A 23002-nucleotide genomic window follows, 5' to 3' on the forward strand; every position below is an offset into this window, starting at 1 on the left:
TGCCTGAGCTGCCTGAGCTGCCTGAGCTGCCTGAGCTGCCTGAGCTGCCACTGCTGCCGTGACTGCCACTGCTTCCGCTACCTGTGCTACCGTGACTACCTGAGCTACCTGAGCTACCCGAGCTACCCGAGCTACCTGAGCTACCTGAGCTGCCTGAGCTGCCTGAACTGCCTGAACTGCCTGAACTGCCTGAACTGCCCGAGCTGCCTGAACTGCCTGAGCTGCCACTTCCGCTGCTTCTCTTTCTACCTTTCTTACCTTTTGGACCTTTTTTACCTTTTGGTTTTTTTCCGCTACCGTGACTGCCGCTGCTTCCACTACCTGAGCTTCCACTACCTGAGCTACCTGAGCTGCCTGAGCTACCTGAGCTGCCTGAGCTACCTGAGCTGCCTGAGCTGCCTGAGCTGCCTGAGCTACCTGAGCTACCTGAGCTGCCTGAGCTGCCTGAGCTGCCTGAGCTGCCTGAGCTGCCTGAGCTTCCGCTTTTACCGCTGCTTCCGCTGCCGCTTTTGCCTGAGCTGCCTGAGCTACCTGAGCTTCCGCTTTTACCGCTGCTTCCGCTGCCGCTTTTGCCTGAACTTCCGCTTCCACTTTTGCCAGAACTTCCGCTTCCACTTTTGCCAGAACTTCCGCTGCTTCCACTGCCAGAGCTTCCGCTGCTTCCACTGCCAGAGCTTCCACTGCTTCCACTGCCTGAACTACCGCTGCTTCCGCTTCCACTGCTACCCTTGCTACCTTTAGGACCTTTATGTCCTTTAGGGCTTTTATGTTTTTTAGGACCTTTTAGTTTTTTTCCACTACCAGAGCTCCCGCTGCTACCGCTACCAGAGCTTCCGCTGCTACCGCTACCAGAGCTTCCGCTACTTCCGCTACCAGAGCTACCGCTGCCACTTTTGCCAGAGCTTCCACTTCCACTTTTGCCGGAGCTCCCGCTTCCGCTTTTGCCAGAGCTACCGCTTCCGCTTTTACCAGAGCTTCCACTGCCGCTTTTGCCACTGCCAGAGCTTCCACTGCTGCTTTTGCTGCTACCGCTTTTACCACTGCCAGTAGATCCTGAACTGTCTGAACTTGACTTATTGTTACCTCCTTTTTTACCAACAGGATTATTATCTAGAAACCCAACTACACCATTTTCTTTAGCTTGTGAAAGTAATTGTTCAATATCAAGCTTTAGTACCATTATTCCACCACTTTCTTAACAAATTTTTCTTTTCTATTTCAATTTATGATGATTTTATCTATTTGACATAGACAATCATATATTTTTAAACCATATTTTTTAGTGTTTCTATACACAACCACCCAAGAGAATGCATATATCTAAAAAAAATGTTATTTAGGAGAATTCAAGTGTTAAAATATGAAATTTTAATAAATCCGAAGTGGTTGAAAAAATTGGATAAAGACATTTGGAATGATGAATTAGTCCCTGCAGTATTAAAGATAGGAGAAGATCGTTTTAATGTAAAAATTTCCTATCGAGGAAATGTAATAAGGGATAAGAAAAAAAAATCTTATCGAATTGTCTTTCAAAATCCTTACAAGGTCAACGGGGCACATGAAATTCATCTTAATGCGGAATTTTCAGATGTATCATTAAGTAGAAACAAATTATCGCTGGATTTTTTTGATCGAATCGGAGTCATATCTCCCCACTCCCGGCATGTTCTGCTGAATATCAATGGATACAGTAAGGGCATTTATTTAGAGATTGAATCTTTTGATCAATATCTTCTTGAAAAAAGAAAATTGCCGGATGGTCCGATTATTTATGCAACCAATAATCGAGCCAATTTCTCCTTATTAACTAAGAAAAAAGAAATAAAAAAACGATTAGACCAGGGATATACATTAAAATATGGTGATAAAGAAGATATCCTTGATTTAAAAAACTTTATTGCGATGATTAATGCCCTAAACAATCAAGATTTTGAAAATAAAATCCCACATGTATTGGATGTCGAGAAATATTTCAGATGGGTCGCTGGAGCTGTTTGTGTCCAAAATTATGACGGGTTTATCCATAATTATGCATTATATAAAAATGGTAAAACCGGACTATATGAAATTACTCCTTGGGATTATGATGGGACATGGGGTAGAAACCTCCATGGCAGAAAACTTGTTTATGATTATGTACCATTAACAGGATTTAACACACTTTCAGCAAGACTTTTCCACTTTAAACACTTTAGAAAACAATATAAAGAAATAATTTCAAGTATTTTGGAAAACGACTTCACTCTGGATGTCCAAAAACCAATTATTAATGAATTATTTAATTATTTAAAACCCCACATGAGTCTAGATCCCTTTATTAGTTCAAACCCAGCAACATTAGAACAAGAAAAAAAGGTTTATTTTAATTTTATTAAAAAAAGAAGCTCTTACCTTAAAGAAGAATTAGCTTTATTCGTATAGATAAGAGGTATATGAATCTGATCATATACCTTTTTTTTGCCTATTTTTACCCAAAACAGTAAAAAAAGGCTACTTTATTAGTACAACATCATTCCGTGATACATATAGATGCAGTGTAAATGTTTATTTAATTTAAAGGAGGATAATTCTTTTATGGAGAGAGAAATGATGGAACAATTTATAGGGAAAACAATTAGGGTTGACCGCGGAGGTCCAGAATCAAGAAATGGTAAATTACTGGCAGTATTTGAAGACTTCTTTGCCATCTTAACTGAACACGATGGTGTCGTATATTATAAGACAAATCATGTCAGAAGTATCACAGAAAGTGCTAAAGATGATATGAAGTTTGGTTTGAAGGTCCCAAATAAACTTGATTTTAAAACGGCCGAAAACTTTGTGAAGCTTTTAGGAAAAATAAGATTTCAATGGGTGAAAATTAATCGTGGCGGTCCTGAATCATTTGAAGGCGTACTAAGTGATGTAAACAAACACTTCGCTTCACTGATTGTTAAAGAAGAAGTTGTCCGTGTCTCGATGAAACACATTCGAAACATAAGCTACGGACTAAAAGTTGAGAAATCAAAAAAAGATCATTCCAATAAATCTAAAGGGAATGACAAAGGACGTAAGAACGACGATAAAAAAGACAGCAGTAGTTAGAACAGCAGTAACAAGAACAATGATAAATAAGATCACGAATAAAAATTTTGTCGCTTCTCCACTAGAGGAGCGACTCATTATCTCTTTAAGGAGGATTAAACATGGGGATAGATAAATTTTCAGCTGCATTGGATTTATTAAAAGGCTTTAGTGTAAATCTTTATGTAGGTGAAGACGTATTTAAAGGAAAACTAATTGGTGTTGAGGCAGACCATGTAGTGCTGGAAACCGAAAATAAATACATTTTTTATTATAACATTGATAAAATTCAAGCAATCACAAAAAATACAAGAGAGTTTCAACCTGAGAAAACAACGGCAAAATTTCTAAAAACACAGAGTTTAACAGATTTACTCCTTTCCTTTCAACATACTTGGGTAACGATATTGACTATCAACAAACAAAGATTTACTGGTGTATTAAGCGAAATTGATACAGACTTTGTTACTTTAATTAACGGTGATGAACGGATCTTAATAAAATTAACACATGTGTCCAACATCCTCAAAGGTATTATTAAAGAAGAGGCTGTGAAGACGTCTTCATCAAATAAAAACGAAAATAATAATAAAGATTCTAATAAAAAAGAATCAAAGGATCGTTCATCTTCTTCCGGTGATAAAGATGACTCAAAGAATCATTCATCTTCCTCCGGTGATAAGAAGGACTCAAAGAATCATTCATCCTCTTCCGGTGATAAAAAGGACTCAAAGAATCATTCATCCTCTTCCGGTGATAAAAAGGACTCAAAGAATCATTCATCCTCTTCCGGTGATAAAAAGGACTCAAAGAATCATTCTTCTTCTTCCGGTGATAAAAAGGACTCAAAGAATCATTCATCCTCTTCCGGTGATAAAAAGGATTCAAAGAATCACTCTTCTTCTTCCGGTGATAAAGAGGAATCGAAACAAAAAAATTCGAGTAGTAAAGAAAAGTTTGCTAAGAAAAAAGAAGAGACCGTTAAAGAAGAAGTGGTTGAACCTAACAATACAATGGTTTGGTCACAACCAATAAAAATAGAAGCTACAATGGTTCAAACCAAGGATGAGTTCATTACTAATAAATGTAAGATTACGAAATCTCAAACAGACGAAAAGGAATCGTCCAAAAATTCCACTGAAATGAAAAAGTCAAATGATATGAGCACTAAAGATAAAAAGTGTGAAGAAGCTAAGTCGACCAAATCAATATCTAGCGAACAATCGAAGGAAATGAAACAAGTAAAAGAAGTAGTTTTTATACAAAATACAGAAAATCAGCCTGCTCCACCGTATAAATTACTACAGAATGAAATAAAATCAACAAAAACAAAAGAAGAAGCAGAGAAAGTGGTTAAATCAACAACTACACAAAACCAAGCAACTAAGAAAACAGAAGATAATAAACCAAATGATATGAACAATAATAGTAACAATCAGAATGTATGGAAACAAAAGGAGAAAGAGCAAAGAGTTCTTCGTTTTTCCGGCGAACCAGTTAATACTGACAGCAAAATACCATTCCCGTTTTCCGGATGGCCAAACAGAAACAATCGAACATCAAGATTGAATTAATGAAATCTCATCGTAATAGTGAAAATATATATAAGATCATTCCTTCATATTTCCCCTGTTAAATCCCCAAAAACCATACAAATAGGAGTTGGGCAGTTCTAATCATTATACATGTTATAAGTAGTTAGTGATATCAGCCCTCCTCTATTTGTAAAATGGGATTACCTAGGAAAGGATGTGAAAAAATGAAGTTGAAAGATAATATTGGAAAATATATCAGACTTGAGATTTCGGGAAAGAAATTCATTGGTGGAGTACTGATTGATGTAGGAAGCGATTTATTGGTCGTTTTTAATGGATATGACTACCTGTACATCCCTGTTATTCATTGCCAAAATTGGCGGTATTTAAAACAAGATGAAATTAAAGAATTTGATGAAATTACCCTTAATGACGAACCCACACCTATTTATAATAATAACGAAGAAATTTCACTAAGAAAAACTCTGACAGCTGCTAAAGGTATTTTTACAGAAATATATGTAACAAGCAATCAAGCACTACATGGTTATATCATAAGTATTATGAATAATTATTTTGTTTTCTACTCGCCAATATACAAAACCATGTTTATATCTCTTAACCATTTAAAATGGCTAATTCCATACACAAATAATCAACGTCCATACGGTCTAAGCAATGCAAATCTGCCAGTAAATCCGAGCAATATCACCTTTGCTAGATCGTTTGAGGTTCAAATTGAAAAACTAACTGGAGAATTGATCGTCTTTAATATCGGAGAGAATGAAAATGTTATCGGAAAGGTAAAAGGGATTAAGGATAATTTTGTGGAATTAATCGGTGCAAAAGAAGATCCAGTCTTTATTAATCTTCAACATATTAAAACAATCCATTTGACTTAACTGGTTTATTTTTTCTTTAGCTTATTTGTAAACAAGCTTTTAAAACAAAAAACAGAGTGTCTAGAGACACTCTTTTTATTAAACTATTTTTCTTTTACATAAGCAGTTTCCGTTTTTCGAGTAAATGACAATAATTCAAACGCAATTCCGTATAGGAAAGTAACAAGGAACATCGAACCAATCATATCAAAAATGACATGCTGTTTAACAAATAGGGTTGAAATGATAATCAAAGTCCCGACAACATGGATACAAACATTGTTAATTAGATGTTTGTTTTTAATATGAAGTGAAGCAAGCATGATAACAAATGTGGTAAGTACATGGATACTCGGAAAACAATTAAATGGACGATCATTTGCATAAATCCACAAAACAAGTTGATTAAAGATATTATTACCTTCAATAGTTGGTCTTGGGACGGTGGTTTGAAAAAAGAAATAAATAACAAAACAAATCAGTTCTGCTACAACAATTAAAATTAACGTTTTAAGGTATACTTTTGTGTCCTTAAAACAAAAGTAGATTAAATAACAAAAAATATAAGCATACCAAAGGATATATGGAATGATAAAGACCGACAAAAACGGTATCACTTGGTCAATTGACGTACTAATATCGATTGCTCTATGTGAACGGGAATTTAATAATTCATAAATTTTGGCTAGAAGAGGAATTACAAGCAAAAATAGTAAATAGGGAGCTTTTTTTATTAAACTTTTCAATCATATTCCTCCCTTAATATATAAAAACCTAATTTTCTAGTTTACTATACAGAAATAGTCGAACACACTCCATGGTACCACAAATACGGTAAAAATAAACGAAATTTCCATACATCCCTCAAATTTTTTTAAAATTATGCTAAACTAAATTACAACACAAACTTAGTTGTGAAGGTGGTGGAATGGTGGACCGTATTATCTTGTTTGATGGGGTTTGCAATCTGTGTAACAACAGTGTGAAATTTATAATAAAAAGGGACACCTCGGGCTATTTTAAATTTGCCTCACTCCAAGGAGAGACTGGCCAAAAATTATTAAAAAAGCATAGCTTAAACTATGACCTAAATAGTTTCGTCCTAATTGAAAAGGAAAAGGTCTATATAAAATCAAGTGCTGCTCTTCGTGTTTGCAGTAAATTAGGCGGGGCTTGGCGCATATTTTCGATTTTCCGCTTCCTCCCTCCACTTTTCAGGGATTTCCTTTACGACATAGTTGCAAAGAATCGTTATAAATGGTTTGGAAAAGAAGAAAGTTGTATCCTCCCTTTGCCAAAATGGAAGCAGAGATTTTTGGACTAAGGGTGAATTGTTTAATACATCGGTAACTGGTAAATGGTGGCAGACACTCTAATTCTAACTAATATTTTATTCCCTATAGCATAGATATTATTAATACTATTTTTTACTGTAGGAGGGTATTTATGGAGGTTGTCGTTAGAAAAGGAGATTCATTATGGCATTACAGCCAGATGTTTCATATAAATTTGCAGCTAATAATTGATTCAAACAGAAATGTCGATCATAATAATCTTTCTGAAGGCCAACGTGTACGATTACCAGGCTTTTCTGCCCAGGATTATCAGATTCGCCCTGGCGATACCTTATGGAGTATTGGTCAACGGAGATCGCTTCCCCTAGAGGCTATTACTTTGGTTAATCCTAACCTGGATGAAAAAAATCTAAATGTAGGTCAATCCATTAAGGTTCCAACTAGGATCACTTGGAGATTAGTGGATAGTGGCCAAAGTTATGATTACATCAAATTGATGAATGATATCAAGAGATTATTAGATGTTTATCCGTTTATGCAGATACCTGTGATTGGTAAGACAGTTCTTGGGAAAAAAATTCCAGAGATCGTCATTGGAACGGGGGAAAAAAGAGTTCATTATAATGGATCATTTCATGCCAATGAATGGATAACCACATCAATCATCATGACCTTTTTAAATGATTATTTATTAGCTCTGACAAATCATAATCTGATCCGTGGGCTACCCATGTTTCCACTTTACCAACAAAGCATTTTATCTATTGTCCCAATGGTAAATCCAGATGGAGTAGACCTCGTTCTACATGGCCCCCCAGAAATCGAAAATTGGAATAAAAGAGTGGTTGATTTCAATAAGGGCAGTACAGATTTTACGGACTGGAAAGCTAATATTCGAGGGGTTGACCTAAATGATCAATTCCCGGCTAGATGGGAATTAGAAAAGGCAAGGAATAAGACTGAGCCTGGACCAAGAGATTTTGTCGGTGAAAAACCTTTATCAGAGCCTGAAGCAATGGCAATGGCGAAACTAATAAAAAAACGAAATTTTGTAAGAGTTCTAGCCTTTCATACACAAGGTGAGGTCATCTACTGGGGGTTTGAAAATCTTGAACCTCCTGAATCAGAGGACATTGTAAAAGAATTTAGCCGAGTAAGTGGTTACGAGCCCATCAAAACGATCGAGAGCTATGCCGGTTGCAAGGATTGGTTTATTCAAGATTGGAAACGACCAGGATTTACGATTGAACTCGGGCGAGGAATAAATCCACTTCCATTGTCACAATTTGATGAGATCTATCAAAAATCACTGGGAATTTTCTTGGCGGGACTTTATATGTAAAAAAGGAGGCCGAAAAACTCCTGCCTCCTTTCCCTCTGAATAAAATTAGGCTTTTGTATAATTAAGATCCCAAATCACACCAAAGGCATCTTTTACCTTCGCATATTTTGCTCCCCAAAAAGTATCTTGCAGCTCCATATATACCGTTCCTTTTTGACTAAGAGTATCATATATCCCACGGATTTCATCTTCGCTTTCGAATTCCAATGTTAATGAAATATTACTCCCTACTACGACAGAATTCCCCGGAAAGGCGTCTGAGGCCATTAGGAAAAGATCATCCTTTTTAAATTGAGCATGGATTACACGATCATGCGCCTCTGGCGGTGTCGGATAGTCTGCCTCTCCATAGGTTTGAAGATTTGATATTTCGCCGCCGAATACTTCACGGTAGTACTCTAATGCCTCTTTTGCATTTCCATCGAACATTAAGTATGGTGTCGCTTGACCCTTCATTTATAACACTCCCTTTTGATTAACATCAATATTATTTACTACACTTACCGCAACAAGACCTGCTTTTCCTAAAAATTAATTTTTATTTCCTCCGACTTCTGATCCCTGATAAGATGCCTTATGAAACTTCTCAATTAACTTAAACAGTTCCTCACCCTTTTCAGGCAAGTTGGTGTCAGGCACCATGTTCAAAAACATAGCTCGGTAAGATTCGGGCACCCATTTGTAATCATGTATGTAATCAGTTAAGGTAAAACCGCACTTTTTCCAAAAACGATTCCTTGAAAGTGTCTCAGGCGTTTCTTCGGATTCAACTTCAATCAACAGACTTTTCATATTTCCTTTGGTCATTGACCATTCTTGAATATACTTCATCATTTTCATGCCTATCCCACGATGCTGCCATTTGTGGTGGACAGCCAAATAATCAATTAGCAGGGCCAGCGTTCCTTCCAACTTCCCGGTCAATGCCATCGCCACTATTTGACCTTCTTCAAATCCTATATGTAGGAAACAAAGCTGTTTCTGAAACATATTCCGAATGATCTTCTCCGGCTTCGCTCCTTTCCCATCGAAAGCTTGATGGTAAATAGGACTTACCTGTTTCCAAAGTTTTTCATCCCATTGATTTATTGTTTGAAATTCCAAGGCAGTTTGCCTCCTACATTTTTCTTTTATTACCAAAATACCCAGTAAGGAAGATTTTTATAAAAAAAAGGACCTTTGAAATAAAATCAAAGGTCCAAATGAGAACTTGGTGGTCTAGGCCAAGTCCTTAATTAGGAGGTCTAAACTCAGAAGAATTTAAACATCTTTATATTACCATTTTCAAAATTTTCTTTCAATCATTATTCCTTTAAAGTGTAAAAGTTTCTGCAATTTTATAAAAATAAATTTTTTCCTTGTTGACATACCTGTATATACAAGTTAGAATGAAATCGTAATCATAACATGTATATACAAGCAACGATCGTTTATGAAAACGTACACATTGATTGTATATAGAGTGATAAAAAAATAGAGGATAGAAAATGGGGACATGCCCATTCAAACAGGGGGAAAGACAAATGACGAAGTACACAGATCCTTCAAATGATCTATTAAAACACATTGGCGGTAAAGAAAACATTGCAGCCGTTACCCATTGTGTTACAAGAATGCGGTTCGTTTTAAACGATCCAAGCAAAGCGGATATTAAAGAAATCGAGTCCATTAAGCTTGTAAAAGGTACATTTACCCAAGCCGGACAATTCCAAGTCATCATTGGGAATGAAGTATCTAGCTTTTATAATGAATTTGTAAAAATTGCTGGTGTGGATGGAACTTCTAAAGAAGTAGCAAAAGAAGCAGCCAAACAGAATATGAACTGGCTGCAACGAATGATGGCCCACCTAGCCGAAATCTTTACCCCATTAATTCCTGCACTAGTTGTCGGAGGTTTAATCCTTGGCTTTAGAAACATCATCGGTGATATCAAATTACTTGATAATGGAACAAAGTCCATCATCGAGGTTTCACAGTTCTGGGCAGGTGTTCATTCCTTCCTATGGTTGATTGGTGAAGCGGTATTCCACTTCCTTCCAGTCGGAATTACCTGGTCGGTTACGAAAAAAATGGGAGGTTCACAAATCCTAGGTATCGTCCTTGGTATTACACTAGTATCTCCGCAATTGCTTAATGCCTATGCTGTAGCAGGTGCAAAGGATATTCCTGTCTGGGATTTCGGTTTTGCAAAAATCGAAATGATTGGTTACCAAGCACAAGTAATTCCTGCAATTTTAGCTGGATTAGTGCTTGCTTTCTTAGAAACTAGATTACGTAAAATTGTTCCAAATTCCATTTCCATGATTGTCGTTCCATTCTTAGCGTTAATTCCTACTGTTTTAATCGCTCATACTGTTTTAGGCCCTATCGGTTGGAGCATCGGTTCTGGAATTTCTCATGTAGTGTATTCAAGCTTAACCTCTTCATTTGGCTGGGTATTTGCGGCAATCTTCGGGTTCGCATATGCACCACTTGTTATTACTGGGTTGCACCACATGACGAATGCGATTGACTTACAATTAATGAGTGAACTTGGCGGAACAAACCTATGGCCAATGATTGCACTATCTAATATTGCCCAAGGTTCAGCTGTACTTGCGATGATCTTTATCAATCGTAAAAATGAAGAAGAAAAACAAGTATCGATTCCAGCAGCCATCTCTTGTTACCTTGGAGTAACAGAGCCAGCAATGTTCGGGATTAACTTAAAGTATGGCTTCCCATTCCTTGCTGCGATGATTGGTTCCATGATTGCAGGCGTTGTCTCCGTTGGTAGCCACGTTATGGCTAACTCAATCGGTGTCGGTGGTCTACCAGGATTCCTTTCCATCCAAGGTCAGCACATGACGATGTTTGCCATTTCAATGGTTGTAGCCATTGTCGTTCCATTCCTACTAACAATTGTTTTTGCTAAAACACGCATGAATAAATTTTCTTTTAAAAAATAAAAGCTAAATCACATATTTAGGAGGGAGACATGCTCCCTCCTTTTCTCCATTAAATTACTTAATATAAAATAGGCAGGTGTTTGAAATGTCAAATGAATGGTGGAAAAAAGCAGTCGTCTATCAAATCTATCCAAAAAGCTTTCATGATACGACTGGAAATGGAACTGGAGATATTCAAGGCATTATTGAAAAATTAGACTATCTAAAAGAACTCGGTGTAGAAGTCCTTTGGCTTACTCCCATCTATAAATCTCCTCAAAGAGATAATGGTTATGATATCAGCGATTACTACGCAATTCATGAAGATTATGGAACGATGGATGACTTTGACAGGTTACTAGCTGAAGCACACAAACGCGGCTTAAAAATCATCATGGATATTGTCATTAATCACACATCAACAGAACATGAATGGTTTAAACAAGCACGGTCCACTAGAGACAATCCATATCGTGACTTCTATATCTGGAAAGACGGCAAGAACGGCAAGGCTCCTACGAACTGGGAATCAAAATTTGGTGGTTCGGCATGGGAATATGATGAGACAACCGAACAGTATTACTTACATTTATTCGATGTGACCCAAGCAGATTTAAACTGGGAAAATGAAAAGCTTCGTGCAGCCCTATACGAAATGATGCACTTTTGGTTAAAAAAAGGTGTCGATGGCTTCCGTCTCGATGTTATCAATTTAATTTCCAAAGACCAGAATTTCCCTCAGGATGACAGCGACGGCCGGAAATTTTATACCGATGGACCAAGAATCCATGAATTTTTACATGAAATGAACGAACAAGTTTTTTCAAAATACGATATTATGACGGTCGGTGAAATGTCATCTACATCGATTGATAACTGTATTAAATACACGAACCCAAACCAAGAAGAATTAAACATGACATTTAGCTTCCATCACTTAAAGGTCGACTATCCCAATGGTGATAAATGGACGAAAGCGGACTTTGATTTTCATACCTTAAAACAGATTTTATCTAATTGGCAGGTTGGAATGAATCAAGGCGGCGGCTGGAATGCCCTCTTCTGGTGTAATCATGACCAGCCACGGGTCGTGTCCCGTTTCGGCGATGATCAAAAATATCATAAAGAATCGGCTAAAATGCTGGCCACCACCCTTCATATGATGCAGGGAACCCCTTATATTTATCAGGGCGAAGAATTTGGGATGACCAATCCTAACTTCAACTCCATCGATGAATATCGAGATGTAGAGTCCTTAAATATTTTTAACATCAAGAAAAATGAGGGTATGGACCAACATGAGATTATTGACATCCTAAAACAAAAATCCCGTGACAATTCAAGAACACCAGTCCAATGGAATGCAAATGAAAACGCAGGCTTCACAAGCGGGACTCCTTGGATTCAAACGGCAAGTAATTTCCTGGAAATCAATGCGGAGCAGGCACTTAAAGATTCAGACTCTATCTTTTTCCACTATCAAAAACTTATACAATTACGAAAAAAGTATGATGTGATTACAGTTGGAAAATATCTCCCTATTTCTAATGAAGATGATGCTATATTTGCATTTGTTAGAACAAGTGGCTCTGAAAAATTACTAGTGATCAACAATTTTTACGATAAAGAGAAAGCATTCGTTCTCCCTACTGATTTACATCTTGATGAGTATGATAGTGAGATGTTACTCTCTAATTATGAGGATTCGGCACCAATTGGCCCGGAAATCTCCTTGCGGCCATATGAGTCGGTTGTGTATTACCTGAAAAGATGAACGGAGATGTCATAATGACGAACAAGTACCTAACGATCTACAACATTATTGTCGAGCAAATAAAAAGTGGAGAAATTCCGCCACAAACGCTTCTTCCCTCTGAGAACGAATTAAAAGATCAATTCGATACATCGAGAGAAACGATTAGAAAGGCGTTAAATTTGCTTTCGCAAAATGGCTATATCCAAAAAGTTAGAGGAAAAGGTTCGATCGTAATCGACATCAGCAAATTTGATTTTCCTGTTTCGGGGCTGGTTAGTTTTAAAGAACTGGCAAATAAAATGGGAAGTAAACCAAAAACGATTGTGAACGAGCTCTCGTTGATCAAGCCCGATGGTTTTGTCAGGCAGCAGCTACAACTGGGAAGTAAGGACCTGGTATGGAAGGTAGTTCGTACAAGGGAAATGGGCGGAGAGAAAATCATTTTAGATAAAGATTTTTTATCTAAAAAGCATGTTCCTTCGCTAACAGAAGAAATTTGTGCGGATTCCATTTACCAATATATTGAAAATAAATTAAACCTTACCATTAGTTTTGCCAAAAAAGAAATTGTCGTGGAAGAACCTTCATTCGAGGATCGCTCCCTATTAGATCTTGAAGGCTTTCACAATGTAGTCGTCATAAAAAACTATGTTTATTTAGATGATGCCACCCTCTTTCAATTTACGGAATCAAGGCATCGGCCTGATAAATTTCGGTTTGTAGATTTTGCTCGCAGATCCCATTGATTTCAGTAAGGAGACCTCCAATCCAATTTCGAGGGTCTCCTTTTTTTTACTTCATTTCATATTTAGAGTTTCGTATTAAAAGGATTTTGTCCATGATGTTTGTTACAATAGACGTAACCAAAATCTTGAGGTGAAAATAGTATGTGCGGCCGATTCACGTTAACAGCTACGTTCGAGGAAATCATTGATCGTTTCGATATTATATCTTTTCTTGAAGAAGAAAATTATTCTCCGAGTTATAATATTGCTCCATCTCAGGCCGTAATTGCCGTGATTAATGACGGCAAGTCAAATCGGATGGGATTTTTAAAATGGGGCTTAGTCCCGCCATGGGCAAAGGATGCTTCCATTGGCCATAAGATGATTAATGCCCGAGCAGAAACATTATCGGAAAAGCCAAGCTTCCGAACAGCCTTCAAAAAGAAGCGTTGCCTAGTCATCGCCGATAGTTTTTATGAATGGAAACGACATGAAGATAAAAGTAAAACCCCGATGCGAATTAAACTAAAATCCGATGATCTGTTTGCCATGGCAGGCATTTGGGAGTCTTGGAAATCACCTAAAGGAAAAACGCTCTATACTTGTTCTGTGATAACAACCGACCCCAATGAACTAATGAAAGATATTCATGATCGGATGCCCGTTATTTTGAAGCCAGACGATGAAAAAACATGGCTGGATCCATTCGTCTCAGATACCAATGATTTAAAAAAACTACTTATCCCCTTTGATGAAAACTTAATGGAGACTTACGAAGTATCTTCCTTAGTAAACTCACCGAGAAATAACAACGTTGAGCTTATTCAAAAGATTTGTTAGTACTTTTTAAAAAAATATGCTTAAATTTTAAAAATATTTTTTCCATATGGACATGTTTACTACATGCATGTCCAAGGTTCTACATATCATGTATTAACCCATAAAAGTTTTCCTTCTTTAGAAAGTGGTAATCGGCCACTTTCTTTTTTTTGTGGGAAAAAATGGGCAAAGTGTAGCTATCCGAGCTATAATAGCGGTAAGGAGAGTAAAAAATGAGAGGAGATTTCCTATGGACCAACTGGTAAAAAAATTCTATGACCTGCCAACAACTTGTATATCCGATGCGATGGATGGCTTAAATAACCTCCACCCTGCGATTAAACCTCTAAAAGAAGAATATAAGCTTACTGGAAGAGCTTTAACGGTGAAGATTCCTGTCGGTGATAATCTTGCCGTCCTAAAGGCAATCCGTGCGTCAAAACCAGGGGATATTTTAGTTATTGATGCTAAAGGAGATCCATATCGTGCCATTGCTGGTGATTTTGTTGTTGGCATGGCTCAAACACTTGGAGTCGGTGGAATCGTAGTTGATGGTGTCATTCGTGATATTGTTGGAATCAAGGGCTTGAACTTCCCCGTCTTCTCGAGGGGCACTACCGTTGCAGCTAGTGGTAAAGCAGGAGTTGGAGAGATTAATATCCCGATTTCATGCGGCGGAATGACCGTACATCCAGGCGATATCATTGTTGGGGACGCTGACGGCGTCGTGGTCATTCCACAAATGGTCGAACAAGCTGTATTGGAAAAGTCCATCGAAAAGTTAAAAAACGATCAGATTAGAGAAGAGCGTATAGCGGGTAATCGTGAGGCTATTATGAAACATTTAGATGAACTCATTAATAGGTAAAAAACTAACAAACCCCTTTTCCATACAGAACTGGGGTTAGCTATTATCTTATCCGCTCCCTTTCGTGTCCCACCATTCCCGAACCTCAAAAATGCCGATGACTTCATTTTTTGCTTTTTCAAAAACCTCTACCGTTTCGTTAGTGGAATAAGAGAAAATATAGTGGGTGGATGATTCGCCCATTAATCGAAAGGAACTGATTTCCCCATCTTTCATTTCAACCATATACACTTTCCCGGTCAAAACATCATTTGCTTCGGCTAAATTTTTCATGAATGATCATCTCCTTACATTACTTTACTCTCAGATTATCTGATTACATGCTTCATAATATGAAAGAAATTCGAAAAAATAACGAATATTAGTAACACTTTTAGAGAGAACAAACACCTACCTTATTTTTCATATAGGGAAATAATAAAAATAATTCGATTCCCTTTCAAAACCAATTTTTTCATAGAGTCTTTGGGCAGTAATGTTTTCCTGGCCTGTCTCTAGCATAACTCCTTTTGCTCCTGTTTCCTCTGCAAACAAAATCGCCTTTTGTATTAATTTTTCCCCAGCACCTTTTCCGCGGAATTGTTCCTTCACATATAAATCATTTAATACCCATGATCGGACCATGCTAACAGAAGAAAAGGATGGATATAACTGAACAAAACCAACGGGATGTTCCCCATCAACAGCCATAAACACAACGGATTCGTCGTTCAGTATTCTTGCTTTTAAAAACTCTCGTGCGCCCTCCAAGTCGGACGTTTGCTCATAAAATACCCGATATAAATCAAACAATACAGACAACGAATCGAGATCACTAATAGTTGCTTTTTGGATAATCAATTTTTAATTCCTCCTAGTTAAGAATAATTTACTAATCTACGAGATTGAGTGAAATTCACAATATTACAGAAGGATAATCTTAAGTGAATGCAGAATATTAAATCATTATTATTGAACCACGATATTTGGTCGTTTGTTCAACTCTGTAGAATAATTTTGCTTGGGGGTAAATAGACATGAACGCTTCTATAGACGTAAGGCACGCTTTGTCTGAAAGAATTATTCCTTTTAATGATAGGCTAGCACCACTATTCATTCGAGACAGATTACATTCTCTAATTCCGGAAGGCACAGAACATATTTACGTAATAGGGATTGGTTCAAATGTCATAAGTGGTGACAGTCTAGGTCCATTTGTAGGTACCTTACTACATAATCTATACCCCAAACACTTATCAGTAATCGGAAACCTTGAATCTCCCTTAGATGCACAAACGCTTATCCCACAGGTTTCTCGGACCCTGCCCCAAAATAGTTTTGTCATTGCCATTGATAGTGTTCTAGGGTCTGAAAGAATCGTTAACACTATTGTTGTTCGTGACGGTTCATTGTTGCCTGGAGCGGGATTAGGAAAAAAACTTCCTCCGATGGGAGATTGCAGCATTATGGGGGTTGTGCAGGAAAATGATCCGCGATTGGAATGCTCTCTCCTTTCCACGAATCTGCATCTAATTTTCACTATGGCAACAAATATTGCCAAAGGGATATCACTAGCTGTGAGGCAATATTACAAATATCCTTCGCTCCATCCGATTTTGCATAATTGCTGGTAATGGATGAGGTCGATTTAGGGACACTTCTTATAATACCAAATATTTCAATTAATTGAAACGAACCACTTCAAGAGAGAATGAAAAAATGGCCCGGAGGTTCCTCCGGACTACTATCTTCCTTCATTTACTATTCCTTTTGATCCCATAAATAATTAACAACGGCATCATATTGTTCTTTTGATAATGAACCTGGAGCGGACTTAGGCATCTTCTTTTCTACAAAACTATAAAGATCCTCTTTCTTTTGAAAATCGGCATGAATTTTCGTTGAATCCAGTTTTACTTGACCACCAGTAATGTCACCCGAACTATGGCAGGTAATACAGCTTTTTTGAAAGATGTCATCCCCTGCAACCGTGCTAGCGGTTTCACTTGTTGGTTTACTAGACGGTTCTTTTGATGTGTTATCATCATTACAGGCACTCAATAAACCAATCATTAAAATAAATAATCCCAAACCAAAAATCTTTTTCAACCTGCCACCCCTTTTTTGGTTTCCACGGGATTGCCTTCATATTGGAAATAGAGGCCTACTGGCAATCTCACAGGTAAAAATAAACATGCCCTATGACATATTATTTCTAAAGTCCTATGATTATTCCTTTATAAATACTATGGTAAAGATACTTAATTTTCTATTTGGATTCCACTATAAGACTTTTTTAACTGAGTGAGTTTTTTGTAAAGAAAAAGGATAGATAAAGCAGATAACCTGCCTTTATCTATCCTTTTTTCATTTATTCACTTTCGGATTCATCTTTATTAAACCAAAGTAGATCATTATTATCCTCTTCACCATTATAGTTAATAAGGATTTCTTCCCCTGCTTTGATATCCTTGTACGCGTAAAAATCAAACGTGTGATTCGGGAAGTTAATTTCATATGTAGCATTGGGCTCATATGAATGGTTAAACAACATCCCGTATCCTAAAAGAAGTGCGGTGTGGTTAATCCCATATTCAAATGCATAATCAGCAAGCAGTGTTTTCTCTATATGAACATGCTCCTCATTAGGATAAGGAATAACGGGTGCTTCATGGATCAGCTCCCCTTTTGCAATATCACGAGTCGCAAATACCCCTCTATTTAATTCCCCATCACTAAGCTTCGAAGTCTTAATCTCAATCATCTTAATCACCTATTTGTACTTTCCATTAAAGTTTTTAATCATAATATAGCTTGCCATTATCTACAGAAGAAAGCAAATGTTTTTTCTTTCCACACATTTTTCGCTGGTGCCTGACACCAAGACAGATAAAACTACAATCATCAAAAAACTGTCAAAAGATATTCTTCACAGCTTTAGGTGAATAGGTCATTTTTTTGAAGAGGAAAACATAAAATAGGAATATACGTTCGCAACAGGAGGCGAGGACATGGAGAACTTGATCACAGGAGAAATGTTGGTTAAGTATTACGAACTGAATAAACAGAAAAAAGAAATAGAAATGGAAATGAATGAATTAAAGGATGCCTTTCAAAATTACTTTAATAATCTAGTAGGATCTAATCATAAAGGTGAAATTACCATAAGCGGCTATAAGCTTCAACGGCAAATACGAAAAACAGAAAAATATGACGAGGTTGAAACCATTAAAAGATTAGAAGAATTACAGATGAATGAACTTATCCAAGTCGTGAAAAAACCAGATGATGTAAAAATCAAAGCCGCTCTTAACCTAGGCTTATTAAATCCCGATCATTTAGAGGGCTGCATAGTATCGACTAGCTCCCCTGCTATTTCAGTGAAACCAATCACACCAAGATAAGTATGATAAAGACCCCTCATCTACCCTTTTGATGCAGGGGTCTTTGTTCATAAAAACGTTGTAAATTAATGGAGGAATTTAGGAAGCAATAAAGATGTTGAAGTTACTTTTAAAGTATGGGATGAAATGTGGCATGTTTTTCAAACGTTTGCTTTTCCAGAAGGTCAACAGGCGATTGACGAAATTGAGGATTTTGTTCAAAAGCATTTGGTGTATTAGGTTTCCTTCAATTCATTAACTTTTTAAGAATATAACAAGTTCCATCTTCGGCAAAAAATAAAGATTCCCCTTCGTTCACGTTGAAATTAACATTTTTTTTGTCATAAATCAGTTTTGCTATTTTTTCATATTTCTCAACGACTTCTATTGGCGGGTTCACAATGATATCTTGTTTTCCATGTGTGGTAACAAATCCTTTTGGGTTATATTTCCTTTCGGGCTTTAATTCAGTGCTCCAACTGCCATCTAGAAGAACGGAACATGCGGTAAACTTTGTTTTTCTGGTTTGAACAGACCAAAGTTTTCGACAATTACATCGATGTATTTTGAATTTCATCACCCAATACCCTCTTTCAAACTGAAAAATTCAAAATATGATTATTGTAAATTGTATTCCCGCGGTTTAAAAATTATTTATAGTAGTCTGATTGAAGATAGGTCCTCCTAAGAATTTGATATTGTTCCAGTTAGTGGTACAATTACCATTGACGTTTATTTACAAAGGGGTTATCGCAAATGTCTGTTGATGTTTATCTTAATTTTAATGGAAACTGTCGTGAGGCGGCAGAGTTTTACGCAGAGGTTTTTGGTACAGAAAAACCACAAATTATGACTTTCGGGGAAGTCCCTCCGAACCCAGAATATCAACTTCCAGAAGAAGCAAAAAACTTGGTTATGCACACACGACTGAACATTGATGGAAGCAACGTCATGTTCTCTGATGTTTTTCCTGGAATGCCTTTTGTAGCAGGTACCAACATTAGCCTTGCTATTGTAAATAAGGACTTGGATAAAATTAAATCTTATTTTAACAAACTTCAAGAAGGCGGCACGGTAGTCATGGAGCTTCAAGAAACATTCTGGAGCAAATGCTACGGCTCCTTAAAAGATAAGTTTGGAATTGAATGGCTATTTAATTATGATAATGGCGAAAGCGTAATGTAATTGGGTTTAATAAGGAAGACCGGGCAAATTTGCCCGGTCCTTTTTTGGTTATTTTGAATTTTTTATAAGGGCATCATACGCTTCCTAAAGTTACCGTTAAGCCTCGATTTGCTGACTTAATTTTGCTTGCTCTTCGTCTTGTCCCCACCCTTTGCAAACATCAATCCATTCTTTAGCAAATGAATACTGATATAATTCATCTTTCGTTAATTCGATTGCAGAGTTCGTGCTGCCACAGGCGGGGAAAACTGTCTCGAAGCGCTGCATTGATACATCCAAATAGACTTCAAGCTCATTATTCAGCCCAAACGGACAAACACCGCCAATGGCATGACCAGTTTGTTCGAGAACTTCATCTGGTGAGAGCATCCTTGCTTTGAAGCCGAATTGATGACGAAACTTCTTATTATCAATTTTTGCATCACCTGCAGCAACAATTAAAATAGCTTTTTCCTCGCTCCCTCTAAAAGATAAAGTTTTCGCAATTCGAGCTGAAGCTACTCCAATGGTCTCGGCAGCCTGTTCCACTGTGGCACTCGAGGTATCAAATTCCATTACATCTTCATCACGATCCCATTGTTTAAAATGGGCCTTCACACTTTCCAATGACATCTTATACATCCTTTCCCTAACGTATTATTAGAATAATATCATACTTTAAAGGGATAAAGCGAAAAGACGTCTTATACCAGTAAGTCTGGTAATGTTTATATTTTTATTCCCAAATTTTATATTGATTATCAATATTGTCAAAATCAATTTTTCCTTTTTTCATCTTTGGAGGACAAATCGAGTTATATTTCAGGATTCTTTCATTAATGGCATCTATCAAGTTCATTATTTCAAATTCAGCGGATTCTAGTTCTTTTAATGTTATGGCTTTAGAAATCTCAAGTCTGATTTCCTTTTGTAAAATTACAAATGGCGGGAGATAACCAGCATCGCTAGCTGTGTTGAGGAAATTGAAATAGACATCCCCAGAAAATAGAAGGGATGGAATGGGTTTGCCGAATCGTGGGTGCTTTTTGATTTCCTCAGCTAATTGGGAATCACTTACTATTTGATCCATCAAATCTGCATGACCAGCTTTCTTATAGACCATAAATTCTCTTCTCCTCTCAACTTCTTACATATATTTTCTTTATTCGCTACTTCCCTCCCATAATCCTTCGATTAAAATTGATTTTTCCTTAAGTTTTTTAAACTGTTTCCTAAAAAGTGATATAATCATTGTTATATTTAAAAAATTAAGATATTAGTATTGTTTCATAATGGAGGGATCAAATGAATTCGCAAGTAGCAGTAATGTCCTCCCCAAGGATAAAAGGCATTTTTTTAGTATTGATTGCTGCAACATTTTGGGGTGTTTCAGGAACTGTCGCTCAATACTTATTTCATCAACAAGGATTTAGTACCAACTGGCTAGTTGTTAACAGGCTGATTTTTTCAGGTTTTGGCTTGTTATTTTTTTCTCATACAGTGGGTAAACAGAATATCTGGGCCATTTGGAGAAATAAACAGGATATCTTCCGTCTAGTAATCTTTGGTGTAATTGGCATGTTTGGCGTACAATATACGTATTTCGCTGCTATCGAACAAGGAAATGCAGCAACGGCAACCATTTTGCAGTACCTGGCACCAGTAATCATTGTCTGTTATTTAAGTTTTCGTGCAAAGGAGTTACCTAAAATACATGAAGTAATTGCGATTGGATTAGCCATCTTCGGAACCTTTCTACTCGTGACGAAGGGTAATATCCATTCACTCTCCATTTCATCCTCTGCCTTTACATGGGGAATTCTATCTGCTTTTGCACTCGCTTTTTATACACTCTATCCTGGAAGTTTGTTGAATAAATGGGGGTCGCTTCTTACTGTTGGTTGGGGAATGATGATCGGTGGGATTGGCTTTAGCTTGATTCATCCTCCATGGAAGTTTCAAGGCCATTGGAGCTTAACGTCCTTTCTAGCTGTAGTTTTTGTGATTATTTTCGGTACATTAATCGCCTTTTTTTGTTTTATGGAAAGCCTGAAATACATTCGTGCTTCTGAAGCAAGTCTTCTCGCTTGTGTTGAGCCATTATCAGCGGCCTTTTTAGCCGTAGCCTGGCTCCAAGTATCATTCGGCTCTGCCGAATGGATTGGTTCCATTTCAATTATTTCAACTATTTTTATTTTATCTGCTGTTAAACGGTAATCACAGTTATAAAAATGGTGCCTGACACCACTAAATATAAAAGAAGCAGACCTACAAAGGTCTGCTTTCATATTTACTCACCTAAATCAACGTTATGGTAGACTTGTTGAACGTCTTCTAGGTCTTCTAATACATCAATCATTTTCTCGAATTTAGCTTGTGCGTCTTCAGGAAGGGCGATTTCATTTTGCGCAAGCATCGTTAGTTCAGCCACAGTAAAATCAGTAATCCCCGCATTTTTGAATGCTTCCTGCACGGCATGGAATTGTTCTGGGTCAGCATAAACAATCACCGACTCATCTTCTTCAATAATGTCTCGTACGTCAACATCTGCTTCCATCAACAATTCAAGTACATCGTCCGCCGTTTTTCCTTCGACGCCGATAACAGCGGTTGCATCAAACATATAAGCAACTGATCCACTTACTCCCATGTTTCCGCCGTTTTTACCAAATGCAGCACGTACATCGGAAGCCGTGCGGTTCACGTTGTTTGTCAGGGCATCAACAATAACCATCGACCCGTTTGGACCGAAGCCTTCATATCGAAGTTCAGAATAGCTTTCCTCAGAACCGCCCTTAGCTTTTTCAATTGCTCGGTCAATAATATGTTTGGGTACATTGTATGTTTTTGCACGCTCTAAAACAAATTTTAAAGCTTGATTCGATTCAGGATTTGGTTCACCCTGTCTAGCAGCTACATAGATTTCAACCCCAAATTTCGCATAAATACGGCTTGTATTTGCATCCTTTGAAGCTTTCTTTTCTTTAATATTGTTCCACTTACGTCCCATTATGAACACTCTCTTTCCGCTTTTGAATCTACACAAAATTATTAATATGAAACTAGATCTACTTCAAGTCATGTTCCATATAATAATTAAGTGTTCATTACTTATTTGATTGTTTCTATCATTGACAAATAATATTATACAGTAATTGCATCATTTGTTAAGAGTCTATTACTTAAATTCAGTTAAGAAATTGCTTTTAGTATAGATTAAATGACAAAAAGAGGTCGAAACCGATGAGTTTCGACCTTTTTAATA

Annotated in this window: 28 protein-coding genes; 15 read left to right on the top strand and 13 right to left on the bottom strand. The window is 37.1% G+C overall.

The window, feature by feature from the left end:
• The coding region (locus ACSU6B_RS24600) for a hypothetical protein (protein WP_410888942.1) at positions 1 to 720 on the bottom strand (720 nt) is incomplete at its 3' end.
• Between the two features lie 63 nt (positions 721 to 783).
• The gene (locus ACSU6B_RS24605) at positions 784 to 1098 is read right to left on the bottom strand and encodes a hypothetical protein (protein WP_439277830.1); all 315 of its coding nucleotides are present in this window, start codon (positions 1096 to 1098) and stop codon (positions 784 to 786) included.
• Between the two features lie 252 nt (positions 1099 to 1350).
• Here ACSU6B_RS24605 and ACSU6B_RS24610 point away from each other — a divergent pair, with 252 nt between their 5' ends.
• The 4 genes from ACSU6B_RS24610 to ACSU6B_RS24625 all read left to right on the top strand — a co-directional run bounded on the left by ACSU6B_RS24610 (position 1351) and on the right by ACSU6B_RS24625 (position 5500).
• Positions 1351 to 2421 (top strand): CotH kinase family protein, encoded by a 1071-nt coding sequence (locus tag ACSU6B_RS24610; protein ID WP_410888946.1) that lies wholly within the window; start codon positions 1351 to 1353, stop codon positions 2419 to 2421.
• A 153-nt stretch (positions 2422 to 2574) separates the two neighbouring features.
• The gene (locus tag ACSU6B_RS24615; RefSeq protein ID WP_410888948.1) at positions 2575 to 3084 is read left to right on the top strand and encodes a hypothetical protein; all 510 of its coding nucleotides are present in this window, start codon (positions 2575 to 2577) and stop codon (positions 3082 to 3084) included.
• Between the two features lie 101 nt (positions 3085 to 3185).
• A complete protein-coding gene (locus ACSU6B_RS24620; protein WP_439277834.1) occupies positions 3186 to 4637 on the top strand; it encodes a hypothetical protein in 1452 nt (483 codons plus the stop codon).
• Positions 4638 to 4822: 185 nt separating this feature from the next.
• Positions 4823 to 5500, top strand: a complete 678-nt coding sequence (locus tag ACSU6B_RS24625; protein ID WP_410888950.1) for a DUF2642 domain-containing protein — start codon at positions 4823 to 4825, stop codon at positions 5498 to 5500.
• A gap of 83 nt (positions 5501 to 5583) precedes the next feature.
• On the opposite strand, the gene ACSU6B_RS24630 is transcribed toward ACSU6B_RS24625, so the two are convergent.
• On the bottom strand, positions 5584 to 6225 hold the full coding sequence (locus ACSU6B_RS24630; protein ID WP_410888952.1) for a phosphatase PAP2 family protein: 642 nt from the start codon (positions 6223 to 6225) through the stop codon (positions 5584 to 5586).
• A gap of 182 nt (positions 6226 to 6407) precedes the next feature.
• Between ACSU6B_RS24630 and ACSU6B_RS24635 the strand changes: the two genes are divergently transcribed.
• Positions 6408 to 6803, top strand: a complete 396-nt coding sequence (locus tag ACSU6B_RS24635; RefSeq protein ID WP_410888953.1) for a thiol-disulfide oxidoreductase DCC family protein — start codon at positions 6408 to 6410, stop codon at positions 6801 to 6803.
• A gap of 122 nt (positions 6804 to 6925) precedes the next feature.
• Entirely contained in the window at positions 6926 to 8116 is a 1191-nt protein-coding gene (locus ACSU6B_RS24640; protein ID WP_410888955.1) for a M14 family zinc carboxypeptidase, read from the top strand.
• A 45-nt stretch (positions 8117 to 8161) separates the two neighbouring features.
• Here ACSU6B_RS24640 and ACSU6B_RS24645 read toward each other — a convergent pair whose 3' ends face one another.
• Positions 8162 to 8572 (bottom strand): VOC family protein, encoded by a 411-nt coding sequence (locus ACSU6B_RS24645; RefSeq protein WP_214717173.1) that lies wholly within the window; start codon positions 8570 to 8572, stop codon positions 8162 to 8164.
• Between the two features lie 75 nt (positions 8573 to 8647).
• Positions 8648 to 9220 (bottom strand): GNAT family N-acetyltransferase, encoded by a 573-nt coding sequence (locus ACSU6B_RS24650; protein WP_410888957.1) that lies wholly within the window; start codon positions 9218 to 9220, stop codon positions 8648 to 8650.
• A gap of 419 nt (positions 9221 to 9639) precedes the next feature.
• Between ACSU6B_RS24650 and treP the strand changes: the two genes are divergently transcribed.
• The 5 genes from treP (at position 9640) to ACSU6B_RS24675 (ending at position 15211) form a co-directional block, all read left to right on the top strand.
• The gene (treP, locus tag ACSU6B_RS24655) at positions 9640 to 11064 is read left to right on the top strand and encodes a PTS system trehalose-specific EIIBC component (RefSeq protein WP_410888958.1); all 1425 of its coding nucleotides are present in this window, start codon (positions 9640 to 9642) and stop codon (positions 11062 to 11064) included.
• Positions 11065 to 11149: 85 nt separating this feature from the next.
• Positions 11150 to 12817, top strand: coding sequence for an alpha,alpha-phosphotrehalase (treC, locus tag ACSU6B_RS24660; RefSeq protein ID WP_410888960.1), 1668 nt, complete (start codon positions 11150 to 11152; stop codon positions 12815 to 12817).
• A gap of 14 nt (positions 12818 to 12831) precedes the next feature.
• A complete protein-coding gene (gene treR / locus ACSU6B_RS24665) occupies positions 12832 to 13545 on the top strand; it encodes a trehalose operon repressor (protein ID WP_410888961.1) in 714 nt (237 codons plus the stop codon).
• 141 nt (positions 13546 to 13686) lie between these two features.
• Positions 13687 to 14364: an SOS response-associated peptidase gene (locus tag ACSU6B_RS24670; protein ID WP_410888963.1), complete on the top strand. Its 678-nt coding sequence runs from the start codon at positions 13687 to 13689 to the stop codon at positions 14362 to 14364.
• Between the two features lie 229 nt (positions 14365 to 14593).
• Complete coding sequence (locus tag ACSU6B_RS24675; protein WP_410888964.1) at positions 14594 to 15211, top strand: RraA family protein; 618 nt, start codon at positions 14594 to 14596, stop codon at positions 15209 to 15211.
• Between the two features lie 48 nt (positions 15212 to 15259).
• Here ACSU6B_RS24675 and ACSU6B_RS24680 read toward each other — a convergent pair whose 3' ends face one another.
• A complete protein-coding gene (locus tag ACSU6B_RS24680; RefSeq protein WP_410888965.1) occupies positions 15260 to 15484 on the bottom strand; it encodes a hypothetical protein in 225 nt (74 codons plus the stop codon).
• A 129-nt stretch (positions 15485 to 15613) separates the two neighbouring features.
• Positions 15614 to 16051: a GNAT family N-acetyltransferase gene (locus ACSU6B_RS24685; protein WP_410888967.1), complete on the bottom strand. Its 438-nt coding sequence runs from the start codon at positions 16049 to 16051 to the stop codon at positions 15614 to 15616.
• A gap of 176 nt (positions 16052 to 16227) precedes the next feature.
• On the opposite strand from ACSU6B_RS24685, the gene yyaC reads away from it, so the two are divergent.
• Positions 16228 to 16824 (top strand): spore protease YyaC, encoded by a 597-nt coding sequence (yyaC, locus tag ACSU6B_RS24690; RefSeq protein ID WP_410888969.1) that lies wholly within the window; start codon positions 16228 to 16230, stop codon positions 16822 to 16824.
• A 127-nt stretch (positions 16825 to 16951) separates the two neighbouring features.
• Here the strand turns inward: yyaC and ACSU6B_RS24695 are convergent, their stop codons facing one another.
• Both ACSU6B_RS24695 and ACSU6B_RS24700 read right to left on the bottom strand, forming a co-directional pair.
• Complete coding sequence (locus ACSU6B_RS24695) at positions 16952 to 17299, bottom strand: c-type cytochrome (RefSeq protein WP_410888970.1); 348 nt, start codon at positions 17297 to 17299, stop codon at positions 16952 to 16954.
• A 262-nt stretch (positions 17300 to 17561) separates the two neighbouring features.
• A complete protein-coding gene (locus tag ACSU6B_RS24700; RefSeq protein WP_410888972.1) occupies positions 17562 to 17954 on the bottom strand; it encodes an SET domain-containing protein in 393 nt (130 codons plus the stop codon).
• Between the two features lie 247 nt (positions 17955 to 18201).
• On the opposite strand from ACSU6B_RS24700, the gene ACSU6B_RS24705 reads away from it, so the two are divergent.
• A complete protein-coding gene (locus ACSU6B_RS24705; protein WP_410888973.1) occupies positions 18202 to 18594 on the top strand; it encodes a hypothetical protein in 393 nt (130 codons plus the stop codon).
• Positions 18595 to 18820: 226 nt separating this feature from the next.
• Here ACSU6B_RS24705 and ACSU6B_RS24710 read toward each other — a convergent pair whose 3' ends face one another.
• Complete coding sequence (locus tag ACSU6B_RS24710) at positions 18821 to 19150, bottom strand: hypothetical protein (protein ID WP_410889011.1); 330 nt, start codon at positions 19148 to 19150, stop codon at positions 18821 to 18823.
• A 179-nt stretch (positions 19151 to 19329) separates the two neighbouring features.
• Here ACSU6B_RS24710 and ACSU6B_RS24715 point away from each other — a divergent pair, with 179 nt between their 5' ends.
• The gene (locus ACSU6B_RS24715; RefSeq protein ID WP_410888975.1) at positions 19330 to 19758 is read left to right on the top strand and encodes a VOC family protein; all 429 of its coding nucleotides are present in this window, start codon (positions 19330 to 19332) and stop codon (positions 19756 to 19758) included.
• A gap of 96 nt (positions 19759 to 19854) precedes the next feature.
• Here ACSU6B_RS24715 and ACSU6B_RS24720 read toward each other — a convergent pair whose 3' ends face one another.
• Positions 19855 to 20370: a YbaK/EbsC family protein gene (locus ACSU6B_RS24720; protein ID WP_410888976.1), complete on the bottom strand. Its 516-nt coding sequence runs from the start codon at positions 20368 to 20370 to the stop codon at positions 19855 to 19857.
• Positions 20371 to 20473: 103 nt separating this feature from the next.
• The gene (locus ACSU6B_RS24725; RefSeq protein ID WP_410888978.1) at positions 20474 to 20860 is read right to left on the bottom strand and encodes a hypothetical protein; all 387 of its coding nucleotides are present in this window, start codon (positions 20858 to 20860) and stop codon (positions 20474 to 20476) included.
• 182 nt (positions 20861 to 21042) lie between these two features.
• On the opposite strand from ACSU6B_RS24725, the gene ACSU6B_RS24730 reads away from it, so the two are divergent.
• Complete coding sequence (locus tag ACSU6B_RS24730) at positions 21043 to 21954, top strand: DMT family transporter (RefSeq protein WP_410888980.1); 912 nt, start codon at positions 21043 to 21045, stop codon at positions 21952 to 21954.
• Positions 21955 to 22027: 73 nt separating this feature from the next.
• Here ACSU6B_RS24730 and ACSU6B_RS24735 read toward each other — a convergent pair whose 3' ends face one another.
• Complete coding sequence (locus ACSU6B_RS24735) at positions 22028 to 22747, bottom strand: YebC/PmpR family DNA-binding transcriptional regulator (protein WP_410888982.1); 720 nt, start codon at positions 22745 to 22747, stop codon at positions 22028 to 22030.
• Between the last annotated feature and the right edge of the window lie 255 nt (positions 22748 to 23002).

Source organism: Neobacillus sp. C211 (genome assembly GCF_051842875.1).
In the GTDB taxonomy this organism is placed as follows: domain Bacteria; phylum Bacillota; class Bacilli; order Bacillales; family Cytobacillaceae; genus Neobacillus.

Coding starts and splice junctions, on each gene's coding strand:
- ACSU6B_RS24615 (WP_410888948.1), top strand. CDS start 2,575: ATGGAGAGAGAAATGATGGAACAATTTATAGGGAAAACAATTAGGGTT.
- ACSU6B_RS24620 (WP_439277834.1), top strand. CDS start 3,186: ATGGGGATAGATAAATTTTCAGCTGCATTGGATTTATTAAAAGGCTTT.
- ACSU6B_RS24625 (WP_410888950.1), top strand. CDS start 4,823: ATGAAGTTGAAAGATAATATTGGAAAATATATCAGACTTGAGATTTCG.
- ACSU6B_RS24635 (WP_410888953.1), top strand. CDS start 6,408: ATGGTGGACCGTATTATCTTGTTTGATGGGGTTTGCAATCTGTGTAAC.
- ACSU6B_RS24640 (WP_410888955.1), top strand. CDS start 6,926: ATGGAGGTTGTCGTTAGAAAAGGAGATTCATTATGGCATTACAGCCAG.
- ACSU6B_RS24645 (WP_214717173.1), bottom strand. CDS start 8,572: ATGAAGGGTCAAGCGACACCATACTTAATGTTCGATGGAAATGCAAAA.
- treP (WP_410888958.1), top strand. CDS start 9,640: ATGACGAAGTACACAGATCCTTCAAATGATCTATTAAAACACATTGGC.
- treC (WP_410888960.1), top strand. CDS start 11,150: ATGTCAAATGAATGGTGGAAAAAAGCAGTCGTCTATCAAATCTATCCA.
- treR (WP_410888961.1), top strand. CDS start 12,832: ATGACGAACAAGTACCTAACGATCTACAACATTATTGTCGAGCAAATA.
- ACSU6B_RS24670 (WP_410888963.1), top strand. CDS start 13,687: ATGTGCGGCCGATTCACGTTAACAGCTACGTTCGAGGAAATCATTGAT.
- ACSU6B_RS24675 (WP_410888964.1), top strand. CDS start 14,594: ATGGACCAACTGGTAAAAAAATTCTATGACCTGCCAACAACTTGTATA.
- ACSU6B_RS24680 (WP_410888965.1), bottom strand. CDS start 15,484: ATGAAAAATTTAGCCGAAGCAAATGATGTTTTGACCGGGAAAGTGTAT.
- yyaC (WP_410888969.1), top strand. CDS start 16,228: ATGAACGCTTCTATAGACGTAAGGCACGCTTTGTCTGAAAGAATTATT.
- ACSU6B_RS24700 (WP_410888972.1), bottom strand. CDS start 17,954: ATGATTGAGATTAAGACTTCGAAGCTTAGTGATGGGGAATTAAATAGA.
- ACSU6B_RS24705 (WP_410888973.1), top strand. CDS start 18,202: ATGGAGAACTTGATCACAGGAGAAATGTTGGTTAAGTATTACGAACTG.
- ACSU6B_RS24710 (WP_410889011.1), bottom strand. CDS start 19,150: ATGAAATTCAAAATACATCGATGTAATTGTCGAAAACTTTGGTCTGTT.
- ACSU6B_RS24715 (WP_410888975.1), top strand. CDS start 19,330: ATGTCTGTTGATGTTTATCTTAATTTTAATGGAAACTGTCGTGAGGCG.
- ACSU6B_RS24720 (WP_410888976.1), bottom strand. CDS start 20,370: ATGTCATTGGAAAGTGTGAAGGCCCATTTTAAACAATGGGATCGTGAT.
- ACSU6B_RS24725 (WP_410888978.1), bottom strand. CDS start 20,860: ATGGTCTATAAGAAAGCTGGTCATGCAGATTTGATGGATCAAATAGTA.
- ACSU6B_RS24730 (WP_410888980.1), top strand. CDS start 21,043: ATGAATTCGCAAGTAGCAGTAATGTCCTCCCCAAGGATAAAAGGCATT.
- ACSU6B_RS24735 (WP_410888982.1), bottom strand. CDS start 22,747: ATGGGACGTAAGTGGAACAATATTAAAGAAAAGAAAGCTTCAAAGGAT.